Source organism: Prochlorococcus sp. MIT 1201, from assembly GCF_047303415.1.
Taxonomy (GTDB): domain Bacteria; phylum Cyanobacteriota; class Cyanobacteriia; order PCC-6307; family Cyanobiaceae; genus Prochlorococcus; species Prochlorococcus marinus_D.
On the sequence record NZ_CP138947.1, the window covers coordinates 2,037,149 to 2,060,445 of the forward strand.

Below are 23,297 nucleotides of genomic sequence, written 5' to 3' on the forward strand. Positions count from 1 at the left end.
CTGACTCAGGCGGTAACTTGCTCAATACCGGCAGATATCTATCAACCATTTTAGCGCACTGACGGGTTTGCTAGCAAGACATAGGTTCGCAGCAACCCTAGGCCGAAGGAGAGATAAAGCATCAACTCTGCCCACTCCTGATCAATATTCAGAACCAAAGCTGTCGCTGACCTGGTAGCAACAAAATAAGACAAAAATGCAGCACAAAAGAATAGAGGCCAGAAATACCTGGGCAGAAAAAATGTTCCGGCAGGAATTACATCCTCTCGAGATGATCTTGCTTTAAACAATCCAAAAGATGGCCGCCATAACACTAAAACCAGAATCAATACTGACACCAGAAAAAGATTAATATCGAGATAATCTTGAAAAAACTCGAGGTTATGAATTGTTGTCTGATTTTGAGCATTAAGAGCAGCTATGTTATCAGGTGTTCTCCAGCCGAACAAAACCTGACCCCAAGCAAGCTCCTCTAAGCCAACAAAAAGCATTCCCAAAGCGATCATCCCATAAATGGCTCCATGCAAGCGCATCAACAGACGCCTCCATAAGTCCCTAGAAATTAGCCAAGAGACCCAAGCAGAAGTGAACAGAATTAGAGCCTGCAAGTACTCAAGAATTCCTCCTTCTCCAAGCAGCCGTTTGTAACGCAAAACATCCTGAACGGACAGCTTGAATAGAGCTACAGATCCCATAATAAATAATGCAAGGATCAACATCAATAGAGAGCGACTTGCTCTAGCCGAAGGAGTAAACTCCGAAAGCAAAGACTTTAAGAAGGTTGAGCGTCGCAGAAAATTACCTAAAAAAACTAACAACAGACCAGCGACTCCAAGCTGCAGCTCAGGCCAAGGAGAGACATCTAACGAGAAAGCGCTGACAAATTTATACAGCGAAACTGCAACAATAAATGCCCCAAAATAGATAACAGCCTGGCCGCAAATACGTTGCACAAGCTTTTGTCTAACCACGCTCTCGCGAAGAGAATCACCAGCATCTCGCTGAACCTGGGAATTCGACGGAAGGGGAGTACTCATTAGGCACTGCTCTGTGTCTTAAGGGAAGATTAATACAATCTTAATTGGCCGTGTGATAGTCAAGAGAAGAAGCCCATCACAGCCACCTAGGCCATTGGCATCGCCAAAAGACTCATAGCAAAGGACTTCAATCAATAAATTCACTGCTTACTAGGGATTGATTTAAAATTAAAATCCAGCCCTTGATGCCATAAATCGCACGGCATTGCCTGCAGCAAGTAGATCATAATGGGGAAGACAGTTTTAAAAATACTTGCCCACAAAGGGCTTCCAGGCTCTAATTACTGCAATCAAAAATCAATACTCAAGCGAGAAGCTGTCGAGCTCTAACTCCTCAGGGGCGCAGATTTCCTGTGAGACGAAATCGGTGAGCTGCAGATCGGCGCCCAAACAAACAATGCCGACACGACAAGATCAAAGACTAAAGGGGCACACATCACCCATCCGAGCAAAAGATCCTTGACTGTCCACATCACTCCAACTGGACACTGACCCCATGGAGAGGATGCATGACGACCACTCGAGCAAACGGTTCATTGCTAAGTGTAAATACTTATCCACTTTGGCCTGCATGGCAAATAGTGGAGCTTGATTCGCAAGAATGATGCAATCCTGTCAACGTTGTCCGTGTACGTCATTGAGCTGGCCCTCAAATTGAGCCCCTTGCCGGTATCTGTGCAGCGCAAAGCATTGACAGATGCGGAAGCCGTTTACCAGCAAGTGCGCAAATGCCTGGAGAGAGGTCAGCCTCACCTTCTGGAGCTCAGTTGCGAAAAAGTCGAAGACAAGAAAGTCACTGTTTTAGTCAGTGAAATAGTTGCTGTTCAGCTCTATGAGAAAACAGCAGCAACTGGAGGCAGTAAGCGGCCTGGCTTTTCCTTTGAAACCTGAGGCCATGGTGGACGAGAACGCTGATCAAAGCATCTTGAGAGATGGCCCCCCTCCTAAGTTTTGAGCAGGTGAGCTTCATTTGGCCCTCCGGCACAAAAGCCTTGGACCAATGCAGTTTTGCAATTCCAGAACCAGGCCTTTGGATGCTCGTAGGCAGCAATGGCAGCGGCAAAAGCACCCTTGCCAAGCTAATCAGCGGTTTATTACAGCCACAGCATGGTCAGGTGACTTGCATGCTCAAACCTGCTCTGGTGTTTCAAAACCCTGACCATCAACTGCTGTTGCCAAGTTGCGGCAGCGACTTGCTGCTGAATTTACCTAGCGACATCCCAATCAAACAACGCCAACAGCGCATTGGCGATTCCCTAGAGCAGGTTGGTTTGGCCGCCATGGAATCGCGCCCGATTCATACCCTTAGCGGAGGCCAAAAACAACGCCTAGCAATTGCCGGCGCCCTGGCCAGTGAAGCCACACTGCTGCTGCTGGATGAACCAACAGCACTCCTAGACCCAGCAAGCCAACAAAGAATTTTGGCAACAGTTCAACAGCTTTGCCATCGCTCCCACGCACCCCTAACGGCCCTTTGGGTCACCCATCGCCTCGAAGAACTCGACCATGCTGATGGGGCTGCCAGGATGGAACACGGCCGAGTAGGAGCCTGGCAATCTGGCCATCAGCTAAGACAAAACCTCCAACCCCTTGCAGGTCGGCGGGGATGAAGGGTAGGTTCTTCGGGTTGCAATCCTCGGTAGCTCAGCGGTAGAGCGGTCGACTGTTAATCGATTGGTCGCAGGTTCGAATCCCGCCCGGGGAGTTTTCAGATCCACAGCCGGTGGCTGTGGTTTTTGATTGCCTGTTAGAGGGCATCCACAACAGTGCATGGACAGATTCGGAAGACTTCCTAAAAAGAGGACGCCTTTAAGGAATTCGTCAGCCAGTCAAAAGGTCAGTCTGCATGGGAGTTTCAGTGATTGGGCTCTATGCCCCCACAGAGATGCCAATGATGCACCTCAAAGCAAATCTTGAGAGAATCTGACAAGCGCTGACTTCACAGCACCCCGATGATTTCAAATTCCTCCTGGACTCCGATCTAAATGAAGCCTTGCATCCTGCTGATCGAAGACGACCAGGACATGCGTGAACTGGTAAGCAGCCATTTAGAGCACAATGGTTTTGACGTACAGAAGGCTGAAGACGGCATCAAAGGTCAGGCTCTTGCCCTTCAGTACACCCCAGACCTGATTTTGCTCGACTTGATGCTTCCTAACGTAGATGGGCTAACTCTCTGCCAGAGGTTGCGTCGAGACGAGCGCACCGCGGGGATTCCGATCTTGATGATCACCGCCTTGGGAGGCACAAAAGATAAGGTCACCGGCTTCAATTCAGGCGCGGATGATTACCTAACAAAGCCTTTTGATCTTGAAGAATTGCAAGTGAGGGTGAAAGCCCTACTACGTCGCACCGATCGAGCGCCGGTGGGCACCAACGCTCATCACGAGATCCTCAGCTACGGCCCTCTCACACTCGTGCCTGAACGATTTGAAGCGATTTGGTTTGAGCGTCCCGTACGGCTCACGCACCTGGAATTTGAGCTGCTCCACTGCCTACTTCAGCGCCATGGACAGACCGTGGCACCTTCTCTAATCCTTAAGGAGGTGTGGGGCTATGAACCTGATGATGACATCGAAACCATCCGAGTACACGTTCGCCACCTGCGCACCAAGCTGGAACCCGATCCACGTAAACCCCGCTTCATTAAAACCGTCTACGGGGCTGGTTACTGCCTTGAATTGCCTACAGGAGGACAACTCGAAGGGTTCCAAGACCTACTAATCCAGGCACGCCAAGAGAGGGAAGCCAGAGAAGCACAAAACAAGCAAGGAGAGCGCGCCAGCGCTTAAGCGCCAGGAATCAGTTCCAGCAAAGCCACTTCCCACGCCAGCCTGGGTTGCACAAACCCCAGCAGGTGTGCACGCAGCCTTTCCAAACGTTTCAGTGGTGTTGGATCAGGCCGTTGGATCCAAAAATGTTGTTGCCACCAATCAATCAGCCAAAGCTGCTGCTCCACATTAAGAGCCTCCGTAAGGTCCCTCGCCAGAGCTAAGGCTTCCATTGGCTTTTGGGGACGCTCTTCAAGCCGTAGCCAAAACTCCTCTGGGACTGCCTGCCAGAGCCCAAAATTCTGCAACAGCGCCCCAGGAGAACCAGCCGCCATCGCAACCAGTTCCGGCTGATCCAATGCCAACAAGGACGACCCCATCTCAGCTGTGCTCGTCCTGGCCAGAGCAGCCTGCATGTCAGCTGCTTCAAGACGAGCAAAAAGAATCTGTTGGCATCGAGAACGAATTGTCTTGAGCAAGCGCTCAGAAGCGGTCGAAAGCAGAATCAACAAGCCATGACCTGGTTCTTCCAGCGTTTTAAGCAAAGCATTGGCAGCAGCTTCGGGCATAGAATCTGCTGCTTCAATCACCACCATGCCCCTTGGGGCCTCAACAGGTCGTCGTCCTAGGAATCTTGTCACCCCGCGAATCTGTTCGAGGCGCACCTGTGGGGGGGAACGGCGGTTGACACCTTCTTCCTCTGCCTGGGACTTAGGGACCAAGCGGCCTTGATGCTGATAAGTCGGTTCGACCCAAAGCAGATCAGGATGGTTGAACGCCTCTAAACGACTGCGTTCACGCAGGGCCGGCTTACCACTGCTGATGAGGCCCTCGAGAAAACGCAATGCCGCCAAACTGCGACCCACTCCATCTGGACCAGAAAAGAGATATGCGGGAGCCAGTCGACCCTGACTCAGGGCTGCCTCCAGCAATGCAACTGCCAACGGCTGAGCGATCAAATCTTCAAACAGCCCACGCGACTCAATCTCAAGGCTCATCGCATGCTCTCTTGCAAAGGCCCAAAATGGTGCTTCAGCTGGCTCTCCAAAGCAGAACTAACTGACTCAACTTGTTGATCCGCCTGCAACGGCACCCAAGATCGTTCCCTAGCCAAAACAGCAAATCCAGTTGCCACCCTGGTTAAAAAATCAACTCCTTCCGCTTCGATTCGATCGTTAGATCTTGCATCACGCCGAAGCAGACTTTCTTCTACAGGCAACTCCAACCAAAAAGTTAGGTCCGGGACAAGTCCAGCCGTGGCGATCTGCTCGAGTTGCTGAATCAAATCCAGATCCAACTCTCTTCCATAACCCTGATAAGCAAGGGTAGAGCCACTAAAACGATCACTGAGAACCCAGTGCCCCTGCTCAAGCGCCGGTCGGATCAACTGAGCCACGTGCTGGGCTCGATCAGCCGCATACAACAACAGTTCCGCAAGGGGTTCTGGGGAGGCATCCCCAGGCGGGTGAAGAACCAACTTGCGCAAGGCAATACCCAAAGCCGTACCACCGGGCTCACGGGTGAGATGCAACCTTGCACCCTCAGGCATCAAACCGCTGCGTGGCAGCCAGTTGGCAAGGTGACGAAGCTGAGTGGTCTTGCCACAGCCGTCAATACCCTCCAGAACAAGAAAGCGACCACTCATGTAGTACGCAGTGCCAAAGCGTTCACGACCACCGTGATTGAACTAAGGGCCATCAATAGAGCTGCGATGGGTGGGGAGAGCAATAACCCAAAGCCCGGCAACAACAATCCTGCAGCAATTGGCAAAGCAATGAGGTTGTAGCCAAAGGCCCAAGTCAGGTTTTGACGCACTTTTGCCATGGTGCGGCGAGCCAACAACAGGGCTTCCGGCAAACCCTCCAGGCGATCCCCAAGCAACACCAGATCAGCAGAATCCTGGGCTATCTGCGTGCCGGTACCCACAGCGATACCAAGATCTGCTGCCGCCAGAGCTGGGGCATCATTAATGCCATCGCCAACCATTGCCAACAGTCCAGCCTTGCGAAGACGTTGCAAGCGCTCAAGCTTCTGATCAGGCAACAACTGCCAGCCCAGTTGATGGGGTTGAAAACCCAACTGCTGCCCCAGGCGTTCCACCGCCTGACGTCTATCACCACTAAGCATGGCCAGAGTCATCCCCTGCTCTCGTAATCGATCCAAAGCAACAGACACATCAGGTCGAAGCCGATCATCAATGGCCACAAGGCCCAAAGGCTCTTCCCCCAGAGCCACGGCTACCACCGATTGCCCCTGAAGAGACGACAGCTCAACATCAGCCTGAAGTTCAGCTGTCCAATGAACCCCTTCAGCCTGAAGCCATTCCGGTGTACCTACTCGAACCGTTCCTTCTACACCTTCAAGCTCACCGGCCAGGCCGGAGCCTGGATAGGTACGGGTTGCCAAAGTGGACAGTAGCGAAAGCCGATGCCGTTGAGCCTCTTGCAAAACAGCATGGGCCAAGGGATGGCGACTGTTTTGCTCAAGACTTGCAGCTAGCTGCAACAATTGATCAGGTTTTTTTGTGCCAACAACCCCTGCCACCAAAGGGCGGCCAAGGGTAAGAGTGCCAGTTTTGTCGAAGACAACTTGCCTCAGCGAGGCTGCCATTTCAATCACATCCCCACCGCGAAATAACCACCCCCGGCGGGCCGCCTGACCAGAGGCCACTGTGATCACTGTGGGCGTTGCCAATCCCAATGCACAGGGACAGGCCACGACTAGAACAGCGATGGCGAGCTGTAAAGCCAATCCTAAGGAAGTTTCAGCGACGCCTCCAAGCGGGACATGATGACCATATCCATGCACCAACCCCTGACCCGAAGCGTGCAACACCTCTGGCCAAAGACGTGCACCCAGTTGCCACCAAAACAGAAAAGTCAGCAGTGCCAGGCTGACAACGCCATAGCAAAAGCGACCTGCAACCCGATCAGCCAGGCCTTGAATAGGAGCCTTACGCGCCTGGGCCTGTTCCACCAAACTAATGATTCTTGCCAGAGCTGTCTCAGCTCCCACATGTCGCACTTCTAGCAACAAGGTGGCTTCAAGATTGAGGCTGCCTGAAGTCAGCTCGATTCCTGGAGCTGCCTCCAACGGCAATGGCTCACCAGTAATGCTGGACACGTCGACAGCGGAATGTCCCTCCAGCACCATGCCATCAACAGGAATGCGATCCCCTGCTAACAACTGAACCCTCTCCCCAGGTCTGAGAGCACCGACTCTTACCTCACGGATAGTCCCATCACCTGCCAGCAACCTCGCAGTATCTGGCTGCAATTGAGCCAGCTGTTGGAGGGCCCGCCCAGTGCGGAAACGAGCACGCTCCTCAAGGAACCTTCCCAACAAGACAAAGCCGAGCAACATCACGGGTTCATTGAAGAAGCAAGGCCAACCCACCTGAGGCCAAAGCAGAGCAACCAGGCTCGCCAGATAGGCACTGCTAACGCCCAATCCCACCAAGGTGTCCATGGTGGGGGTTAAGGCAAGAGCCGCCCGCGCTCCGCCAACAAGAATCGGCCGACCAGGGCCCAACAAAGCCACCGTGGCCAATCCGGCATGGAAGGGCAAGGCCCCTACAATCACCAGCTCAAGATGTCCACCGGCAGCAAGGTGACCAAGAACAGACAGCAACAGCAACACCAAGGCCACCATTAACTGACGCCACTGACTCCACCAAGCCCCTAGGGAATCACGCGTTGAAGGCGTTAGCTGTTCTAATGAGCCCGTATTTCTTGGCTGAGCAGAGAAACCCCGAGCTGCCAGAGCAGCAAGGATCGGCTCAAGAGACTGGCCTGGATCGTTGAGATCCAGCCACGCAGTGCGGGCTACCAAGTTGACACTGGCACGAGCAACACTGGGCTGCTCAAGCAAAATACGCTCTACCGATTGAACGCAGCCGCCGCATTTCATCCCCTCGATATCGAGTGCGACGGATGGATGAGCCAATAGACGGTCGTTGCGGCTCACGGATCGGTGAAATGTTCCCGCACGCTAATGACAATCGTTACGCATAGCCCATCCCATAACAGCAGCCCAAAGATCTCACCAGAGACTCAAAACAGTGTTTTCAGAATAAGGCGAGGATAATGGTGTGATTCCTTTATTCACGCCGTGCCACGCACCCAAAACAAAGACAACTTCATTGACAAGACCTTCACGGTGATGGCCGATCTAATCGTGAAGATGATGCCAATCAACGATAAGGCGAAAAGAGCCTATGTGTATTACCGCGATGGCCTATCAGCCCAGAACGCAGGCGACTATGCAGAGGCACTGGAAAACTATGAAGAGAGTCTGAAGCTTGAGGAAAGCCCCTTCGACCGCAGTGAAACCCTCAAGAACATGGCGATCATCTATATGAGCAACGGGGACGAGGACCTCGCTCTTGATACCTATCAGAGGGCCCTTGACCAAAACTCAAATCAGCCCTCCTGCCTAAAGAACATGGGCTTGATTTACGAAAAACGCGGCCGCACAGCACAAGAAGCTGGTCTGCAAGACGAAGCTGATCGATTGTTCGACAGAGCTGCAGACGTGTGGACCCAAGCGGTAAGGCTCTATCCCGGCGGCTACCTAGATATTGAGAACTGGCTGAAGACAACAGGCCGAAGCAACATAGACGTCTATTTCTAAAGCGAAAACATCCTTCAGCCGCCATCATCAGCTGGATTCACACCGAGGGCCATGACCAAAGCCTCAGTCACACTCGCAGCCTCAAGTAGTTCCAACTCCAGCTCCTTGCCGATGGGTCCTAGGCCACTGCCCTGCGGCACTACTGCACGATGAAAACCTAAGCGAACTGCTTCCTTAAGACGCTGCCCAAGCTGCCCCACTGGCCTCAATTGCCCCCCTAAGCCCAACTCCCCAAGCAAAACTGTGCCTTTTGGCAGCATGAGATCTCGATAACTGGAAACAACGGCAGCGGCGACACCCAAATCAGCAGCAGGCTCTTCGACTTCTAATCCGCCAGCAACAGCCAGATAACAGTCATAGCGTGACAATGGCAAGCCCATGTGCTTCTCCAATACGGCCAGAATTTGGTGCAAGCGGTTGGTGCCTAATCCTGTAGCGGTACGGCGTGGACTGGCATAGCTGGTTACACCCACCAAAGCCTGCAGATCCACAACCAATGAACGGGTGCCTTCAAAGGCCACGATGGTGGCCACCCCAGAAGCAGACTCACCCTTGAGAAAGAGCTCGCTGGGATTCCCGACTTCAGCTAGGCCCTTCCCCTGCATCTCGAACACCCCCAGCTCATGGGTGGCTCCAAAGCGATTTTTTACAGCCCTCAGAAGGCGATGACTGGCAAATCGATCGCCCTCAAAAGTGAGTACTGCATCGACCAAATGCTCAAGCACCTTGGGGCCCGCCAGCATCCCCTCCTTGGTGACATGGCCCACCAAAACCAAGGCTGTGTCCTGACGCTTAGCCAAACGCTGTAAAGCTGCTGCACACTCGCGCACCTGCGCGACAGAGCCAGGCGCACTGGAAAGCGACCCATCATGCAAAGCCTGAATGCTGTCGATAATTGCCACCGCAGGCCGCAGTGCTTCCAATTCCTCAAGCACCAATTCCAAGTCCGTTTCCGCCAAAAGCTGCAGGTCCGACGCAATCCCCTCAAGGCGCAGCCAACGCAACTTCACCTGCTGGGCAGACTCCTCAGCACTCACGTAAAGCACAGAGTGTTGCAGTGCCATAGCCGTGGCGCTCTGCAACAGCAACGTGCTCTTGCCAATCCCAGGATCACCTCCAACTAACACCATTGATCCAGGCACCAGCCCGCCGCCCAGGACTCGATCCAATTCGTCGTAGCCACTGGCAAGACGGCGAACGGGTTGATCCCCGAGAGAAGCCATCGCCATCGAGCGCCGCGCCGCTGGTTCCACGGCCGGATCAAAACTGTTACTGCGGCGGCGACCATCAGTTGAATGAGCGACCTGTTCGACCAAAGAATTCCAAGTTCCGCAACTGGCGCAGCGACCAAAAAACTGGCTGGTCTTAGCGCCACAGCTCTGACAGACGTAGACGGAAGCAGTGCGCACTTACTAAGATAGGTAAAGAAAGTTGGCTTTAAATGAACCAAAAGGCCGGTAAGCCTTAACAGCTCTTATCTAAGATTCATTGATTGCAGCCGCCAAAGAAAAAAAATGACGGCCACCAGCCCATCTAAAGAGACGATCCTCGTGGTCGACGATGAGGCCAGCATTCGTCGGATCCTCGAAACCCGTCTCTCGATGATCGGCTATCAAGTGGTCACGGCATGTGACGGCAACGAAGCTCTCGATATCTTCCACAACTGTGAGCCTGATCTTGTTGTGCTCGACGTGATGATGCCAAAGCTTGATGGCTATGGCGTTTGTCAAGAGCTTCGCAAAGAATCGGATGTCCCGATCGTGATGCTCACGGCCCTTGGAGATGTCGCTGACAGAATCACGGGGCTTGAGCTGGGTGCAGACGACTACGTCGTCAAACCCTTCAGCCCTAAGGAACTTGAAGCGCGCATACGCTGCGTGCTTCGAAGAGTTGAGAAAGAGCACGTTGCCGGCATCCCTAACTCAGGGGTGATTCAAGTGGCTGAACTAAGAGTCGACACCAACAAGCGACAGGTTTTCCGAGGAGATGAGCGGATTCGCCTTACCGGTATGGAATTCAGCCTGCTTGAGCTACTGGTCAGCCGCTCAGGGGAACCTTTCAGTCGCGGCGAAATCCTCAAGGAGGTATGGGGTTATACACCTGAACGACATGTAGACACCAGAGTCGTGGATGTTCATATTTCACGACTTCGCTCCAAACTCGAAGACGATCCCGCCAATCCCGAGCTGATCCTCACCGCTCGAGGTACCGGCTACCTGTTCCAGCGCATCATCGACTCCCTTGCCCCCGAAGGACTCTGATTCCTCCACGGCCTCCGGGCCCCGGAGCAAGACCACCCGCCCCAGGGCCATTAGGCGTCTGGTGATCTGGTATCGCCGCAATGCTGCCGTTACCAGCCTGGTAGGAACTGCCACAAACTCAGCTTCCGCCGCTGGAAACGTAGCCGGAACAGTTGTTTCCAGTGCTGGATCAATGGCAGGAAGCATGCTTCAGCCACTCGTTTTTGATCCCCTGCGGCGACTACAAAGCAGCGAAAACAACCCAGAAGCAGAGGACATCAAAAATAGCGATCGGCTCTGGGTTGCCGTCGATGGCATGGGTGGAGACGAGGCTCCTGGCCCCATTCTTGATGGCTGTCTAAAAGCGATCCAAAGACTTCCCCTCCGCATCAAGTTCGTCGGAGAGACCGAAAAAGTGTTAGGCGCTGTCCAAGCCATGGGTCTCACCGAACTCTTCAACCAAGCCACAGCCGCTGGTCATCTGGAGCTTGTCGCAAGCGGTCCCTCTGTGGGCATGGATGAAGAGGCCACTGTGGTGCGCCGCAAACGCGACGCCAGCATCAACCTGACCATGGACCTGGTCAAAAAGGGCGAAGCTCTAGCAATGTATTCAGCTGGAAATTCCGGAGCCATGATGGCCTCAGCCATCTTCCGACTGGGGCGTCTAGCAGGGATAGACCGTCCCGCCATCGGTGCTCTATTCCCAACAAAAGATCCAACACAACCAGTGCTAGTGCTGGATGTGGGCGCCAACATGGATTGCAAGCCCATCTACCTCCACCAATTTGCCCTACTTGGCAATATTTATTCCCGCGACGTTCTCCAGGTGGCTCGCCCACGCATCGGGCTTCTGAATATTGGCGAAGAGGAGTGCAAGGGCAACGATCTAGCCATTCGCACTCATGCGCTACTCAGCGAAGAGCATCGGCTTCAATTCGCGGGCAACTGCGAAGGTCGTGATGTTCTTTCAGGGGCTTTCGACGTGGTGGTATGCGATGGCTTCACCGGCAATGTGCTCCTCAAATTCCTGGAGTCTGTCGGCAGCGTGCTGCTTGATGTATTACGAGCCGAACTGCCACGAGGCAGACGCGGCAAGGTGGGTTCTGCGTTCCTACGCAGCAACCTCAAACGAATTAAGAAACGCCTCGACCATGCAGAACATGGTGGGGCACTATTGCTAGGTGTGAATGGCATCTGTGTGATCGGCCATGGCAGCAGCAAGGCGCTATCGGTGGTCAGTGCACTACGACTAGCCCACTCCGCAGCGAGCCATGGTGTCATGGACGATTTAGCCGAACTGCAAAAGGCACCTGTTGAAAGCGCCTAAAGGCGCTCTGCCGAAACGCTGTGATTGACTGACGCCACCTTGGACCACTTGCCCCTTGGCTGAAACGTCCACAATCGGTAGTGGAGTAGCTCTGGTGGGCTGCGGCAGTGCCACACCATCCCAACGGATTAGCAACGACCAACTCGGCCAAAGGGTTGACACCAGCGATGCATGGATCCGTAGCCGCACTGGAATCAGTGCCCGACGTGTTATCGGACCGGATGAAACACTGACAGGCCTAAGCCATCAAGCTGCAGCCAACGCCCTAACAATGGCTGGCTGGGAACCCGAAAGTGTTGATCTGATCATCCTGGCCACATCAACCCCTGATGATCTCTTTGGTTCAGCCCCGCAACTGCAAGCCATTTTGGGAGCTCGCCAAGCAGTGGCTTTTGATCTCACAGCCGCTTGTAGTGGTTTTCTATTCGCCCTGATCACTGCCGCCCAGTTCCTTCGCACTGGTGCAATGCGGCGAGCACTCGTGATCGGTGCGGACCAACTAAGCCGCTGGGTCGACTGGGACGATCGTCGCAGTTGTGTGCTGTTTGGCGATGGAGCCGGAGCTGTTGCTCTGGAAGCAACGAGTGCTGCTCAGAACGGGCTGCTGGGCTTTCAGCTGAAATCTGACGGCAGCCGCGGCGACTGCCTCAACCTGCCGCAAGTTCAAAACCATCTATCCCTGGTAGCGGGTAATAGCTATCAGCAAGGCGGTTTTAAGCCAATTCAGATGAACGGACAGGAAGTCTACAAATTCGCTGTCCGAGAAGTACCTGCCATCCTCCAAACCCTTCTCAAAGCCACCAACACAGCCCCGGAGTCACTGGACTGGCTCCTGCTTCATCAAGCCAATCAACGCATCCTCGATGCAGTAGCAAATCGCTTCGCCATTCCGCAGGCCAAGGTGCTCAGCAACCTGGCTGAGTACGGCAACACATCGGCAGCAACCATCCCACTCATGCTTGATGAAGCCGTACAAGACGGGAGAATTAAACCTGGTCAACTGATCGCAAGCAGCGGTTTTGGAGCTGGTCTCAGTTGGGGTGCAGCATTAATCCGCTGGCATGGGCCCATCTAGGCTCGCGCTAAATCGCTAGACCATTCTGATGTCGATCGCTTGGGTGTTCCCTGGTCAGGGCTCACAAAAGCTGGGCATGGCTGACCCGATCATCAGCTTGCCCGATGCCGAAGAGCGCTTTGCCCTCGCCTCTCGACTACTGGGACGTGATCTCCTTGCGATTTGCAGTGGTAGCGACCAAACCAATCATGACCCGGCCGACCTTAATGACACCCGCAATACCCAACCCGCACTTTTTGTCGTTGAATCATTACTGGTGGATGAACTGCGCAGGCAGGGTCGTGAGGCATCGCTCATCGCAGGGCACAGCCTGGGTGAACTTGTAGCCCTCTATGCGGCTGAGGTTTTTGACGTAAACACCGCCCTGCTGCTTCTGCGACGCCGCTCAGAACTGATGGCCTCAGCCGGTGGTGGGGCCATGACAGCCATCTTGGGCTTTGACCGCACACAGCTAAAAGCTCTGGTAGCAGACACAGAAGGAGTCGTGATCGCCAATGACAACAGTGCTGCCCAGGTGGTTTTATCCGGCACCCCAGAGGCTGTTAGCAAGGTCAGCAGCCAGCTGACCTGCAAGCGAGCGATTCCGTTGCCAGTCTCGGGAGCCTTCCATTCGCCTTTCATGGCCACAGCGGCCACAGAATTTGCAGCTGAACTGGATCAAGTGACTTTCAAAGACGCCCGTGTCCCCGTTCTCTGCAATGCCGATCCAATCCCAACCTGCGATGCCAACTTGCTGAAGCAACGGCTAAAAGATCAAATGACAACAGGCGTCCGTTGGCGCGAAACGATGGATACCATGGCCAGCCAAGGCGTCAACACAGTGGTCGAAATCGGCCCTGGCAATGTGCTGAGTGGTCTAGTCAAGCGATCTCTTCCAGGAGTTGCGACCATCCAGCTGAGCTGTGCTGCAGACCTGGGGAATTGAACTTTGACCCAAACCAAACCCCGCCTGAGCTCAAGCATGCCGGTGCTAATGACACCGCAGCCAAGTCTCACCTATCGACTCGTGAGCTATCTACTGGTGTTTCCCATCTTCCGGGTTCTATTTAGGGGATGCACCTTTGGCAACGACAATGTTCCGCGTCAAGGTGCTGTTGTGGTCGTCGCCAACCATGGCTCTCACCTTGACCCGCCCCTCCTTGGCCATGCTCTTGGGCGGCCTGTGGCCTTCATGGCCAAAGCAGAACTGTTCCGGATCCCCTTTTTAGGAGCAATCATCCGTGCCTGTGGTGCTTACCCGGTGAAACGCGGCGCCAGTGACAGGGAAGCCATTCGCATGGCCACTGCCCGCCTGGACGAAGGCTGGGCCATAGGGGTCTTCCTTGATGGCACTCGCCAAGCCAACGGCCGCGTCAATGCCCCCATGCCTGGGGCCGCACTGCTAGCGGCTCGCAGCGATGCGCCCCTACTTCCAGTAGCGATCATCAATAGCCACCGTGCCCTTGGTAAACGTGGACAATTACCCCGACTCATGCCAATACAACTTCGAATCGGCAAACCGATCCCCCCACCTTCCAGCCGTCGTAAACACGACTTGGAAGCCACCAGCGCAGAACTCCAAAAAAGAATCAATGCGCTGCTGGATCAAGGACTTTTGAGTTCGGCAGAAGAGCGTCTCCGCCGCCAGCGCTGAGTGCCTCTGGCCAGCGCCGCTGCGCCCACTCCTTAAGATCACTACCTGTAGCCACCCAAGCCCAAGCCCTTAACCAATCGCTGATCCGCTTGCGCAACCCCTCCTCCCGACATTGATTAGCGCAAGAGACAGAAATGCCTGTCAGGCGGATCCCTCTGCTACCAGCCACAACATGACCGACGGCCATGGAACGGGGCAAATGATCCTCACTAGTCACCAATAAGACATGTTGGATGCCCTTTAACCGCAGTTCATCCACAAGAGACGTGAAGTTACCCAGGGTGTCCTTAGCGCGGTAGTCGAGCTGAACCTGACTCAGAGGAATCCCCACCTCACGAACCAACCACTGGGCATATTCCAGGTTGCTACCACCGCTAACCACCAGAGGCAAATTCAAATCCCTCGCTAATCGGATACCAAGATGCTCACGGTCAACATCACCTCCTAGTACCAAGATCAACTGAGGAGGCTTCCCATTCGTTAGCGCTTGCCGATAAGGACGCAAAGGTCCGGCAGCAATCAGCCAGAACAAGAGGCCTACAACAACAATCGGCCCAGGACGACACCAACTCCTCAAGACGAGACCACCACCGGAGATGTGGGATAAACAGGCAACACATCAGTCCAGGCGACCTCCTGGCCCAAACTGTGCGCCGTGGCGCACAGCTCAAGCAAATGCTCCACATCCTTAGCCACATCATCTTGGGCATCAAGGGCAGGGAAGGCCTTGAAATCCTCTGCTAACAAATGGGGCGATTCCAACTCCACAACAGCCTTTGCAGCGCCAACGTCTGCAGCCATTTGCAACTGATAACGACCGGCCACAGTTCCTCGCCGCGGCAGGGGTTTCACGATCCAAAATGGCTGCTCCATTTGCTCATGGCTTAACGCAACCGCCAAGCGAGGAGCCATCAAAGCAAAACTGCTCACCCCATCGAGGGAACAACCAAGCTGCTGGGCCAGAGTTCTTGCCATCACGACGGTTAAACGAGTCCCGGTAAATCCGCCAGGACCAATGGCCACGGCCAAGCGAGCCAACTGAGGCCAAGAGGCTGCTGGCAAAAGCTCCTCTACACAATTGAGCAAACTATTTGAGAGCCCGCGGCCCAGTGGGAAAGTTGCAGTTCGCCGACTGGTCTTGGGATCGCGGCAATCTTGAACAGCGACACCAAGCGTTTCTGAAGAACTGTGGAGTGCCAAAAGCAAAAAAGCCTTATCTTTTTCCAAGGATGAACCGGGCTGACAGCTCATCGAGGCAGCTCCTGACCAGGGCACAATCGCTTCCAGCGCCCATGATCTAAAAGAAAACTACCGCAGTTGCGTACATCCCATTCCACGCCTGTCACTCCTTCAGGCAAATCAATCACACTGATATGGATGCGTGGGTTCTGAGGCTCCAGATCCGGTGCCACATTGAGATGGGCAACCCCGTGCTGCCGCTCCACCGCGTGATAGGCCTGGCAACGATCAACCCAGCGGCAGTCGACACAAATACACATGCCCTCCCTTCGCTCTTCTGCACCCATTCTGGAGGGTGATCCCACTATCCGGGTCCAGGCCCTTTGGGAACAATTACATCCTGATCACTGGCCACTATCGATTCAAGACCTTCCTGCTGGAACGGTCTTAGTAGGAGGAGCCGTTCGTGATGGCCTCCTTGGCCGACTTCAGCAGCAACCAGATCTCGACTTCATTGTGCCAAACAAGGCGCTAGAGATCACCCGCAGCCTGGCCAAGACACTGGGAGGCACATGTGTGGTGCTGGACGCCGAAAGGGACATGGCGCGATTGGTCATCAAAGGCTGGACCATCGACATCGCCGCCCAAGAGGGATCCAACCTTGACGAGGACCTTTGGCGGCGGGACTTCCGTCTCAACGCCATTGCCCTCACCCTCGAGGCCACCCCTCAGCTCGTGGACCCAACGGGAGGGCTAAGTGATCTGGAGCAAAAAAAACTTGTTGCGGTACGTGAGCAAAACCTGCTCGACGATCCCCTGAGGTTGCTGCGCGGTCTGCGACTGATAGCCGAACTGCAGCTCAGCCTGGGAAAGCAAACCTTGGCATGGATCAATTGCCACCACAGACTTCTGCCCCAAGCAGCTCCTGAACGAATTCAGGCAGAACTACAACGGATCGTGGCTGCGCCTTGGGCCGATGACGTGCTGCCGCTGCTGCTGCGCACTGGCCTACTGGATTGTTGGCAAAACACCATTGAAAGAATCAGCCGACCAGCACCATGTTTAAAGGTTGCCAAATCCCTCAAACCTGAAGAGCAAGCCGTTGCCCTTCCCTTGGCTCGTCTCACTCATCTGCTCAGCAATGAGGGGCTGAGCGCATTGCGCTTCAGCCGACGACAATGTCAACGCTGCCAACTTCTTCGTTACTGGGAAGAACGCGACGACGGTATGGCGTTTGCAAGCCTCAGCGAATTGGATCGGCTGCAATTGCACCTCGATCTAGAAACAGACCTTCCAGCCCTCATCCTGCAGCTCCCGCACATCAGCCAGGTGCAGTGGCTAGAGCGTTGGCGGAACGCGGATGATCCTCTGTTCCACCCCTCACCTCCTGTGGACGGCTATGCACTGCAAAAGACCCTCAAACTCCCCAAAGGTCAAGCTCTAGGTCAGCTGCTTCGCCATCTCTGCCAAGAAAAAGCCTTTGGTCGGGTACAGAATCGAAAGCAAGCTTTTAAGGCGGCAACTTACTGGTGGGAACAAAAACAAACCTTGCTGTGATTAACTGCACTGGCAATAAGGACATCGATCGGCCTGATCCACATCCTTTTCTCATTCCCCTCTCTTTTTCATGAGCGTTCGCCTTTACATCGGCAACCTGCCGCAAACTTTTGAAAGCAAAGAGCTGGAAACGCAGCTGGCCAGCGTTGGAGATGGGATTCGCTTCAAGGCAGTTCTCGACCGAGAAACTGGAGGTTGTCGTGGATTCGGCTTCGCCAATGTCAATGATGAGAAAATTGCCAATGCGGTAATTGAACAGTTCAACGGCCGAGAATTCAACGGAAACAACTTGCGGGTTGAGCGTTCTGAACGCCGCAATACAAACGAAGGATCCGGTGGTGGTTCACGCCGCAACGGTACAAATTCAAGCGGCAATGCCCCAGGATCAGCCAGAAAATCGGCCAACAAAGTTGTACACAGTGATGCGCCTGCTGAAGAAGCACCCGACCCACGCTGGGCTGGAGAACTTTCCAAACTGAAGGATCTCCTCGCCAATCAAAAGACAACTGTTTGAACTGAACCGGTACTCCTCTTTCAAAATCTGTTTGTCTAGCCTCAGCGTGCTTGGGCCATCAGATATGACAGAGGAAGATCAACCAACTTCATCCAGCGACTCACATAAGCCCGATTATTAAAAACGTCATAGTCCAAGCGTTCGATGGAATCGAGGATCCCTCTATAAAGCCGCAAGGAAGCCCATACTGGCCAACGGGCATCTTGAGATAGCCAGCGCACTCCAGCTTCCGACCGGGCAAACCACTCGCGAGCACGCTCCAATTGGAAAGCCATCAAATCCTTCCAAGCACTATTCAAACGTCCAGCCATCAAATCAGCTTCTGAATAACCAAATCGGTCGAGATCTTCCTGGGGAATGTAAATACGGCCACGACCACGGTCCTCTCCGACATCACGAAGAATGTTGGTCAGTTGATTGGCAATTCCCAGAGCGATAGCAGCATCTGATGTCTCTGGAGAAGAACTCCAAGGGGCTGTTGTGTATGCAGGGTCAAGACCCATGACGTGCTGGGTCATCAAACCCACAGTGCCTGCCACTCGATAGCAATAGAGCTCTAGCTGCTGAAAGGTGGCGTATCGATGCTGATTCAGATCCATGCGCTGCCCCTCAATCATGTCCAGATAAGGCTGTATGGACTGAGGGAAACGTTCAAGAGTGTCTGCCATGACCGCATCGAGGCCATCCAGCACCTGGCCAGCGAACATGGCTCGAGTGCGTTCTTCCCATTGATCAAGCCGATTCGCTAATTCTGAAACAGGACGCGTCTGAGCCTCTGCGCTATCCATCAGCTCATCAGTTCGCCGACACCACACATAGATGGCCCAAATCGCTCTGCGTTTGATCGAAGGAAGCAACATGGTGCCGAGATAGAAGGTTTTCGCCCACTGAGCTGTTTCCTTCCGACAAGCCTCATAAGCCTCATCAAGACTCAAGCAAGCCTGAGCATTGATAATCGACGAATCCGGCGCTAGCTGAGTCATTCTTCAGGCCTGGAGAGGCTTGCTAACAGACTGGGCCGTGGATAACTTCTCCCCACAGCTATCCACGGCATTTGCACACAACTTGCCGCTGAGCACCGCACCCTCCATCGACGCAAGGTATCGCTGCATTGTGAAGTCACCAGCGAGAAAAAAGTTGGCAATCGGAGTCTCCTGGCTCGGGCGAAGCTTCTGACACCCAGGGGTGGTCTTATAAACCGACAGGGGTGTCTTAATGACCTTGTACTTGCGCAGTTTGGCCTGTTTTTCGCCTGTGAAGTGCATCGGGAAAAGCTTCTTGAGCTCAGCCAATGTGGCTTCGATGATGTCCTCATCGCTACGGCCGATCCAATCTTTGGCTGGAGCAAAGACCAGTTCCAACATAGAGCGATCTGGATCTTCGTACTCCTTGCAGGTAATGCTCATATCGGCGTAGACACTCAAAAGAGGGGAACGACTGAAGAGCAGGTGATCGATATCCGTGAGCTTGCGATCGAACCAGAGATGAATGTTGATCACTGGAACACCGCGCAGTCCATCGAGTTTGCGAAACACCTCCATCTGCTTCCAAGGGGCCGGCAAAAGCAATTTGAGCGGATCCACAGGAAGAGCACTGACATAAGCATCGGCTTGAACATTCCTAGGTTCACTGCCCGGCTCACCTCCAATCAGAAAGCTCTCCACACTGCTGTCTTCACTGAGCTTGATCTCCCGCAAGGGGCTGTTGAGATAAACCTCGCCACCATGAGACTGAATATGCTCCACCATCGGTTGACAAAGCCGCTCAGGAGGGGCCCCATCAAGGAAGGCCATCTTGGAACCATTCTTTTCCTGAAGAAATCGATTGAGCGCCGTGAGGATGACAGTGGCTGAAATCTCATCAGGGTCAATAAAGTTCAATGCCTTACTCATGGCGATGAAAACCTCCTCATTCACCCGCTCAGGGATGTTGTGGAGCCTCAGCCATTCAGTCCAAGAATATTGATCACACTCCTCCACGTAATCCTGGCCTCGCAACATTGCCGGTACGAGACCCAAGCCGAAGGCAACCTTCTCTGGCCAGCTGAGTAAATCGTTATTCCCTAAAATTGCTGCCACTCCATTGAATGGAGCTGGAAGATCAGGAAAGTCAAAGCGGCTGTAGGTTCCAGGCTCCTCAAGCTGGTTGAAGATCATCGAGTGACTTTTCCACTGCAAACGCTCCTCGATGCCCAATTCTTTGAACAACTGGAGCATATTTGGATAAGCCCCAAAAAAGATATGTAAACCAGTCTCATACCAGTCACCATCCTCATCCTTCCAAGCCGCAACTTTGCCGCCAAGCACATCGCGGGACTCATAAACAACTGGAATGTGTCCCGCATCAACTAGATATTTGGCACATGAGAGTCCAGCCAGACCTGCTCCTGCGATGGCAACGCGCATGCTTCTCACGACAAGTAAACATCAACCCTAAAAGGAGCCCTCCCCCATTCTCTTCCTAGAGTCCCTTCACTTGCTCTAGCGGGCCCCATTGCGGGACCGGTCCATGCCATGAACGAGACCCTATTGAAGTGCACGACCCGTCACGTCAGGATCTTCACGGCCAGGGTTGAAAACAATGATCTCGTTCCAGACCCCAACCAGCTCACGCTTGATCTCGATCCTGACAACGAGTTTCTTTGGACAGAATCCGTCACAAAAGAGATCCAGCAACGCTTCGCAGAGTTGGTGGCCTCGCATGCCGGAGGCGAACTTAGCGACTACAACCTGCGCAGAATTGGCTCAGAACTCGAAGGAACAATCCGAAAGCTGCTTCAGGCTGGAAAATTGAGCTACAACCCAGAGTGCCGCGTGCTGAATTACTCCATGGGGCTCCCGCGTACCCCTGAGCTGTTGTGAATCGCTCCCGATACAACCGCCAATCGCCTCCTGAGAGCTATGGCCAAGACGGAGGCCGCGGGGACCGCTACTCGCGCCGCAACCGCTATGAAAGCGAGGACTACAGCTATGACCGTTCCCCTTCAAGTCGTTCTGGCCCTCCCACCCCACCAGGAGGCAATGGCATCCGCTTGAGTACAGCCAGCCTGGCTGTACTCGCAGGGGTTCTGATCGTTGGAATCGGCATCGGCAGTGCTGTCACTAGCACCACCCAAGGCGACCAAGGCAACATTGCCAGCAGTCAGCAGCTGGACATGGCTGTGCCTGATCCTGAATTCTGTCGACAGTGGGGGGCCAGCGCCTTCGTCATCGACGTTGAGATGTACACCACGCTTAACCCTTCAAGCAGTTTTGTCACACAGCCAAGTCTGCAGCCTGGCTGTGTCATTCGTAGGGAAAACTGGACGGTGCTGGAAAAACAAGGTGCCGTCACCAATAGCCAGGTGAGAGAGTGCAAGCAACGCATGAACACCTTCGCTTATATCGGTTCAATCCGCGATAAACCCATCGTCCGCTGCGTCTACCAGACAGATATCAGAGAGAATAAATTTATTACTAAAGGAGTTGCTGACGATTCCGTGGGCGTAACACCGGAAGCGGATCAATTCTGAGTCGACTCTTAACCATTGCCATCTGCAAGAACGGCCCTGTTCTGACGAATGGGGCTATCGGCACTAGCAAAGACTGGCAGCACATCACGCCTAAAGGCTTCTGCTGCACGTGAACAGTAACGCGCAGGATGGCTGATCAACTTCAGCTGACGACGCACCTGCAGATCAACCACCAACGGTTTGTGCACTGTGCCGGCGGTGAGTTCACGTTCAATCGATACCACAGGCAAAAAAGCTGCCCCAAGACCAGATTGAACTGCATTCTTGATCGCCTCAAGAGAATTGAGCTCCATCTCTATCCGCAAGCGCTGCACATCCAAGCCAGATCGAGCCAGCAGCTGGTCCAGCATCTTGCGAGTGGTGGACTGGGAATCAAGACTGATAAAGCCCAAGCGATAGAGATCTTCCTTGGTGAGTTCAACAAGCCTCGACAAAGGATGTTTCACCGGAAGAACCAGGGCCAGTTCATCGCTGGCGTAAGGCACAACCTGAAGAAGTTCGTTGAGCTCCGATGGCAGCTCGCCTCCAATGATCGCTAGATCAATTTGACCATTAGCAATGCTCCAACCGGTGCGTCGGGTGCTGTGCACTTGCAATTGCACAGCCACGTCCGGGTACTTTTGGCGAAATAAGCCAATCATGCGCGGCATCAAATAGGTGCCAGTCGTCTGGCTAGCCCCAATCACTAACGATCCACCTTTGAGGTCATGCAGATCATCAAGGGCTCGGCAGGCTTCCTGACACTGACTAAGAATCCGCTCGCAATAGCTCAACAGAAGTCGGCCCGCTTCGGTGAGCTGAGCCTTGCGACCCCCACGATCAAACAAGGAGACCTCTAACTGCTTCTCCAGGTTCTGAATCTGCAGGCTCACCGCCGGCTGCGTGACATAAAGGCTATCGGCTGCTTTCTTAAAGCTGCCCTCACTCACGATGGCGTGGAGGATGCGCAACTGATCGAGTGTGAACGGCAGATCGGCCATGGAGGACCTGCCAACCCGGCAGTAACAACAGAAAAACTGTAAGCGGAAAAGCCTGGACGCCAGAATCGATAATCATTGCCACTGCCGCTTGGCACAATTGTCATCCACTGGGCTCCATCACAGCACCCTTGTGATGCTTGTTCTGTTGTTTCTCTTCGCTGTAATCCACAGCGGCGGAGCAGCCCTACGTAGCCATGCCGAAACCAAAATCGGGGCTAGGGCATGGCGATTGATTTTTGCCGCAACAAGCATTCCCTCCGCTGTGGTGGTGATCGGTTACTTCCTCGCACATCGCTATGACGGGCTGCGGCTCTGGAATCTGCAAGGGGTGCCAGGCATGGTGCCAATGATCTGGGCCCTCACGGCCATCAGTTTCCTCTTCCTCTATCCCGCCACCTACAACCTGCTGGAAATCCCAGCCTTGCTCAAGCCGAAAGTACGGCTTTATGCCACGGGGATCATCCGCATCAGTAGACATCCCCAAGCCATTGGCCAAATCCTCTGGTGTTTCTCCCATGCGCTCTGGATTGGCAGCAGCTTCATGCTGGTGACTTGTTTAGGCCTGATCGGCCATCACTTATTTGCTGTTTGGCATGGCGACCGCAGATTGCGAGCCCGCTTCGGCGATGCTTTTGAGGAACTGCGTCAAAACACCTCCGTAATCCCCTTCAGGGCGGTGATCGATGGACGACAACAATTGCTATGGCAAGAAGCTTTGAAGCCTTCCCAGCTCGGCATCGCTATCGCTGTGGGAGTGTTCTGGTATGCCCATCGCTTCATCCCCATCGGCAGCGCGGCCTTCCTCTCCTCCAAGCTGGAAGGCCTGCTGAGCTGAATTGCC

At 54.0% G+C, this 23,297-nt stretch carries 25 protein-coding genes and 1 tRNA gene; 15 read left to right on the forward strand and 11 right to left on the reverse strand.

Annotated elements, in window-relative coordinates; all coding sequences use genetic code 11:
- Window positions 1-50 precede the first annotated feature (50 nt).
- Window positions 51-1,037: a pectate lyase gene (locus tag SIB41_RS09845; protein WP_413358548.1), complete on the reverse strand. Its 987-nt coding sequence runs from the start codon at window positions 1,035-1,037 to the stop codon at window positions 51-53.
- A 627-nt stretch (window positions 1,038-1,664) separates the two neighbouring features.
- Between SIB41_RS09845 and SIB41_RS09850 the strand changes: the two genes are divergently transcribed.
- The 4 genes from SIB41_RS09850 (at window position 1,665) to SIB41_RS09865 (ending at window position 3,829) form a co-directional block, all read left to right on the forward strand.
- Complete coding sequence (locus tag SIB41_RS09850) at window positions 1,665-1,928, forward strand: hypothetical protein (RefSeq protein ID WP_041384706.1); 264 nt, start codon at window positions 1,665-1,667, stop codon at window positions 1,926-1,928.
- A 41-nt stretch (window positions 1,929-1,969) separates the two neighbouring features.
- Entirely contained in the window at window positions 1,970-2,647 is a 678-nt protein-coding gene (locus SIB41_RS09855) for an ABC transporter ATP-binding protein (RefSeq protein ID WP_063404795.1), read from the forward strand.
- Window positions 2,648-2,670: 23 nt separating this feature from the next.
- Window positions 2,671-2,742, forward strand: a tRNA-Asn gene (locus tag SIB41_RS09860).
- 280 nt (window positions 2,743-3,022) lie between these two features.
- Window positions 3,023-3,829 carry a response regulator transcription factor gene (locus SIB41_RS09865; RefSeq protein WP_063396743.1) on the forward strand — a complete coding sequence of 269 codons (807 nt, stop codon included), beginning with the start codon at window positions 3,023-3,025 and terminating at the stop codon, window positions 3,827-3,829.
- On the opposite strand, the gene SIB41_RS09870 is transcribed toward SIB41_RS09865, so the two are convergent.
- The 3 genes from SIB41_RS09870 to SIB41_RS09880 are packed head-to-tail and all read right to left on the reverse strand — an operon-like array spanning window position 3,826 to window position 7,774.
- Window positions 3,826-4,806: a DNA polymerase III subunit delta' gene (locus tag SIB41_RS09870; protein WP_413358550.1), complete on the reverse strand. Its 981-nt coding sequence runs from the start codon at window positions 4,804-4,806 to the stop codon at window positions 3,826-3,828. The genes SIB41_RS09865 and SIB41_RS09870 overlap by 4 nt on opposite strands.
- A complete protein-coding gene (gene tmk, locus SIB41_RS09875) occupies window positions 4,803-5,453 on the reverse strand; it encodes a dTMP kinase (RefSeq protein ID WP_011131355.1) in 651 nt (216 codons plus the stop codon). Before tmk ends, SIB41_RS09870 begins: the two co-directional genes overlap by 4 nt.
- On the reverse strand, window positions 5,450-7,774 hold the full coding sequence (locus SIB41_RS09880; RefSeq protein WP_413358552.1) for a heavy metal translocating P-type ATPase: 2,325 nt from the start codon (window positions 7,772-7,774) through the stop codon (window positions 5,450-5,452). Before SIB41_RS09880 ends, tmk begins: the two co-directional genes overlap by 4 nt.
- Window positions 7,775-7,918: 144 nt before the next feature.
- Here SIB41_RS09880 and SIB41_RS09885 point away from each other — a divergent pair, with 144 nt between their 5' ends.
- A complete protein-coding gene (locus tag SIB41_RS09885) occupies window positions 7,919-8,440 on the forward strand; it encodes a photosystem I assembly protein Ycf3 (protein WP_011131357.1) in 522 nt (173 codons plus the stop codon).
- Between the two features lie 14 nt (window positions 8,441-8,454).
- Here SIB41_RS09885 and radA read toward each other — a convergent pair whose 3' ends face one another.
- On the reverse strand, window positions 8,455-9,849 hold the full coding sequence (gene radA, locus SIB41_RS09890; RefSeq protein ID WP_413358554.1) for a DNA repair protein RadA: 1,395 nt from the start codon (window positions 9,847-9,849) through the stop codon (window positions 8,455-8,457).
- A gap of 105 nt (window positions 9,850-9,954) precedes the next feature.
- Between radA and rpaB the strand changes: the two genes are divergently transcribed.
- The 5 genes from rpaB to SIB41_RS09915 are packed head-to-tail and all read left to right on the forward strand — an operon-like array spanning window position 9,955 to window position 14,715.
- Window positions 9,955-10,701: a response regulator transcription factor RpaB gene (rpaB, locus tag SIB41_RS09895; RefSeq protein ID WP_063396737.1), complete on the forward strand. Its 747-nt coding sequence runs from the start codon at window positions 9,955-9,957 to the stop codon at window positions 10,699-10,701.
- Window positions 10,682-12,007: a phosphate acyltransferase PlsX gene (gene plsX, locus SIB41_RS09900; protein WP_413358556.1), complete on the forward strand. Its 1,326-nt coding sequence runs from the start codon at window positions 10,682-10,684 to the stop codon at window positions 12,005-12,007. The genes rpaB and plsX overlap by 20 nt, the downstream gene beginning before the upstream one ends.
- 55 nt (window positions 12,008-12,062) lie before the next feature.
- The gene (locus SIB41_RS09905) at window positions 12,063-13,082 is read left to right on the forward strand and encodes a beta-ketoacyl-ACP synthase III (protein ID WP_413358558.1); all 1,020 of its coding nucleotides are present in this window, start codon (window positions 12,063-12,065) and stop codon (window positions 13,080-13,082) included.
- A gap of 28 nt (window positions 13,083-13,110) precedes the next feature.
- Window positions 13,111-14,007 carry an ACP S-malonyltransferase gene (fabD, locus tag SIB41_RS09910; protein WP_413358560.1) on the forward strand — a complete coding sequence of 299 codons (897 nt, stop codon included), beginning with the start codon at window positions 13,111-13,113 and terminating at the stop codon, window positions 14,005-14,007.
- A 36-nt stretch (window positions 14,008-14,043) separates the two neighbouring features.
- The gene (locus SIB41_RS09915; RefSeq protein ID WP_413358562.1) at window positions 14,044-14,715 is read left to right on the forward strand and encodes a lysophospholipid acyltransferase family protein; all 672 of its coding nucleotides are present in this window, start codon (window positions 14,044-14,046) and stop codon (window positions 14,713-14,715) included.
- Here SIB41_RS09915 and SIB41_RS09920 read toward each other — a convergent pair.
- From SIB41_RS09920 to SIB41_RS09930, 3 genes are read right to left on the reverse strand one after another with little or no spacing between them, the layout of a single operon-like run.
- On the reverse strand, window positions 14,651-15,292 hold the full coding sequence (locus tag SIB41_RS09920) for a YdcF family protein (protein ID WP_413358565.1): 642 nt from the start codon (window positions 15,290-15,292) through the stop codon (window positions 14,651-14,653). The genes SIB41_RS09915 and SIB41_RS09920 overlap by 65 nt on opposite strands.
- A complete protein-coding gene (gene tsaB / locus SIB41_RS09925) occupies window positions 15,289-15,966 on the reverse strand; it encodes a tRNA (adenosine(37)-N6)-threonylcarbamoyltransferase complex dimerization subunit type 1 TsaB (RefSeq protein WP_413358568.1) in 678 nt (225 codons plus the stop codon). The genes SIB41_RS09920 and tsaB overlap by 4 nt, the downstream gene beginning before the upstream one ends.
- Complete coding sequence (locus SIB41_RS09930) at window positions 15,963-16,214, reverse strand: Ycf34 family protein (protein WP_413358570.1); 252 nt, start codon at window positions 16,212-16,214, stop codon at window positions 15,963-15,965. The genes tsaB and SIB41_RS09930 overlap by 4 nt, the downstream gene beginning before the upstream one ends.
- On the opposite strand from SIB41_RS09930, the gene SIB41_RS09935 reads away from it, so the two are divergent.
- Both SIB41_RS09935 and SIB41_RS09940 read left to right on the forward strand, forming a co-directional pair.
- Window positions 16,213-17,451 (forward strand): CCA tRNA nucleotidyltransferase, encoded by a 1,239-nt coding sequence (locus tag SIB41_RS09935; RefSeq protein WP_413358572.1) that lies wholly within the window; start codon window positions 16,213-16,215, stop codon window positions 17,449-17,451. The two genes, SIB41_RS09930 and SIB41_RS09935, sit on opposite strands and share 2 nt — an antisense overlap.
- Window positions 17,452-17,521: 70 nt before the next feature.
- A complete protein-coding gene (locus SIB41_RS09940) occupies window positions 17,522-17,965 on the forward strand; it encodes an RNA recognition motif domain-containing protein (protein ID WP_011131367.1) in 444 nt (147 codons plus the stop codon).
- 41 nt (window positions 17,966-18,006) lie between these two features.
- Here the strand turns inward: SIB41_RS09940 and SIB41_RS09945 are convergent, their stop codons facing one another.
- Both SIB41_RS09945 and pds read right to left on the reverse strand, forming a co-directional pair.
- Complete coding sequence (locus SIB41_RS09945; protein ID WP_011131368.1) at window positions 18,007-18,948, reverse strand: phytoene synthase; 942 nt, start codon at window positions 18,946-18,948, stop codon at window positions 18,007-18,009.
- 3 nt (window positions 18,949-18,951) lie between these two features.
- A complete protein-coding gene (pds, locus tag SIB41_RS09950) occupies window positions 18,952-20,370 on the reverse strand; it encodes a 15-cis-phytoene desaturase (protein WP_063404771.1) in 1,419 nt (472 codons plus the stop codon).
- Between the two features lie 108 nt (window positions 20,371-20,478).
- Here pds and SIB41_RS09955 point away from each other — a divergent pair, with 108 nt between their 5' ends.
- Both SIB41_RS09955 and SIB41_RS09960 read left to right on the forward strand, forming a co-directional pair.
- Window positions 20,479-20,826, forward strand: a complete 348-nt coding sequence (locus SIB41_RS09955; protein ID WP_011131370.1) for an NAD(P)H-quinone oxidoreductase subunit M — start codon at window positions 20,479-20,481, stop codon at window positions 20,824-20,826.
- On the forward strand, window positions 20,823-21,476 hold the full coding sequence (locus SIB41_RS09960) for a DUF3172 domain-containing protein (protein WP_413358574.1): 654 nt from the start codon (window positions 20,823-20,825) through the stop codon (window positions 21,474-21,476). Before SIB41_RS09955 ends, SIB41_RS09960 begins: the two co-directional genes overlap by 4 nt.
- An 8-nt stretch (window positions 21,477-21,484) precedes the next feature.
- Here SIB41_RS09960 and SIB41_RS09965 read toward each other — a convergent pair whose 3' ends face one another.
- Window positions 21,485-22,456, reverse strand: a complete 972-nt coding sequence (locus SIB41_RS09965; protein WP_011827241.1) for a LysR family transcriptional regulator — start codon at window positions 22,454-22,456, stop codon at window positions 21,485-21,487.
- 133 nt (window positions 22,457-22,589) lie between these two features.
- Between SIB41_RS09965 and SIB41_RS09970 the strand changes: the two genes are divergently transcribed.
- Window positions 22,590-23,291 (forward strand): NnrU family protein, encoded by a 702-nt coding sequence (locus SIB41_RS09970; protein WP_413361505.1) that lies wholly within the window; start codon window positions 22,590-22,592, stop codon window positions 23,289-23,291.
- The last annotated feature ends 6 nt before the right edge of the window (window positions 23,292-23,297 follow it).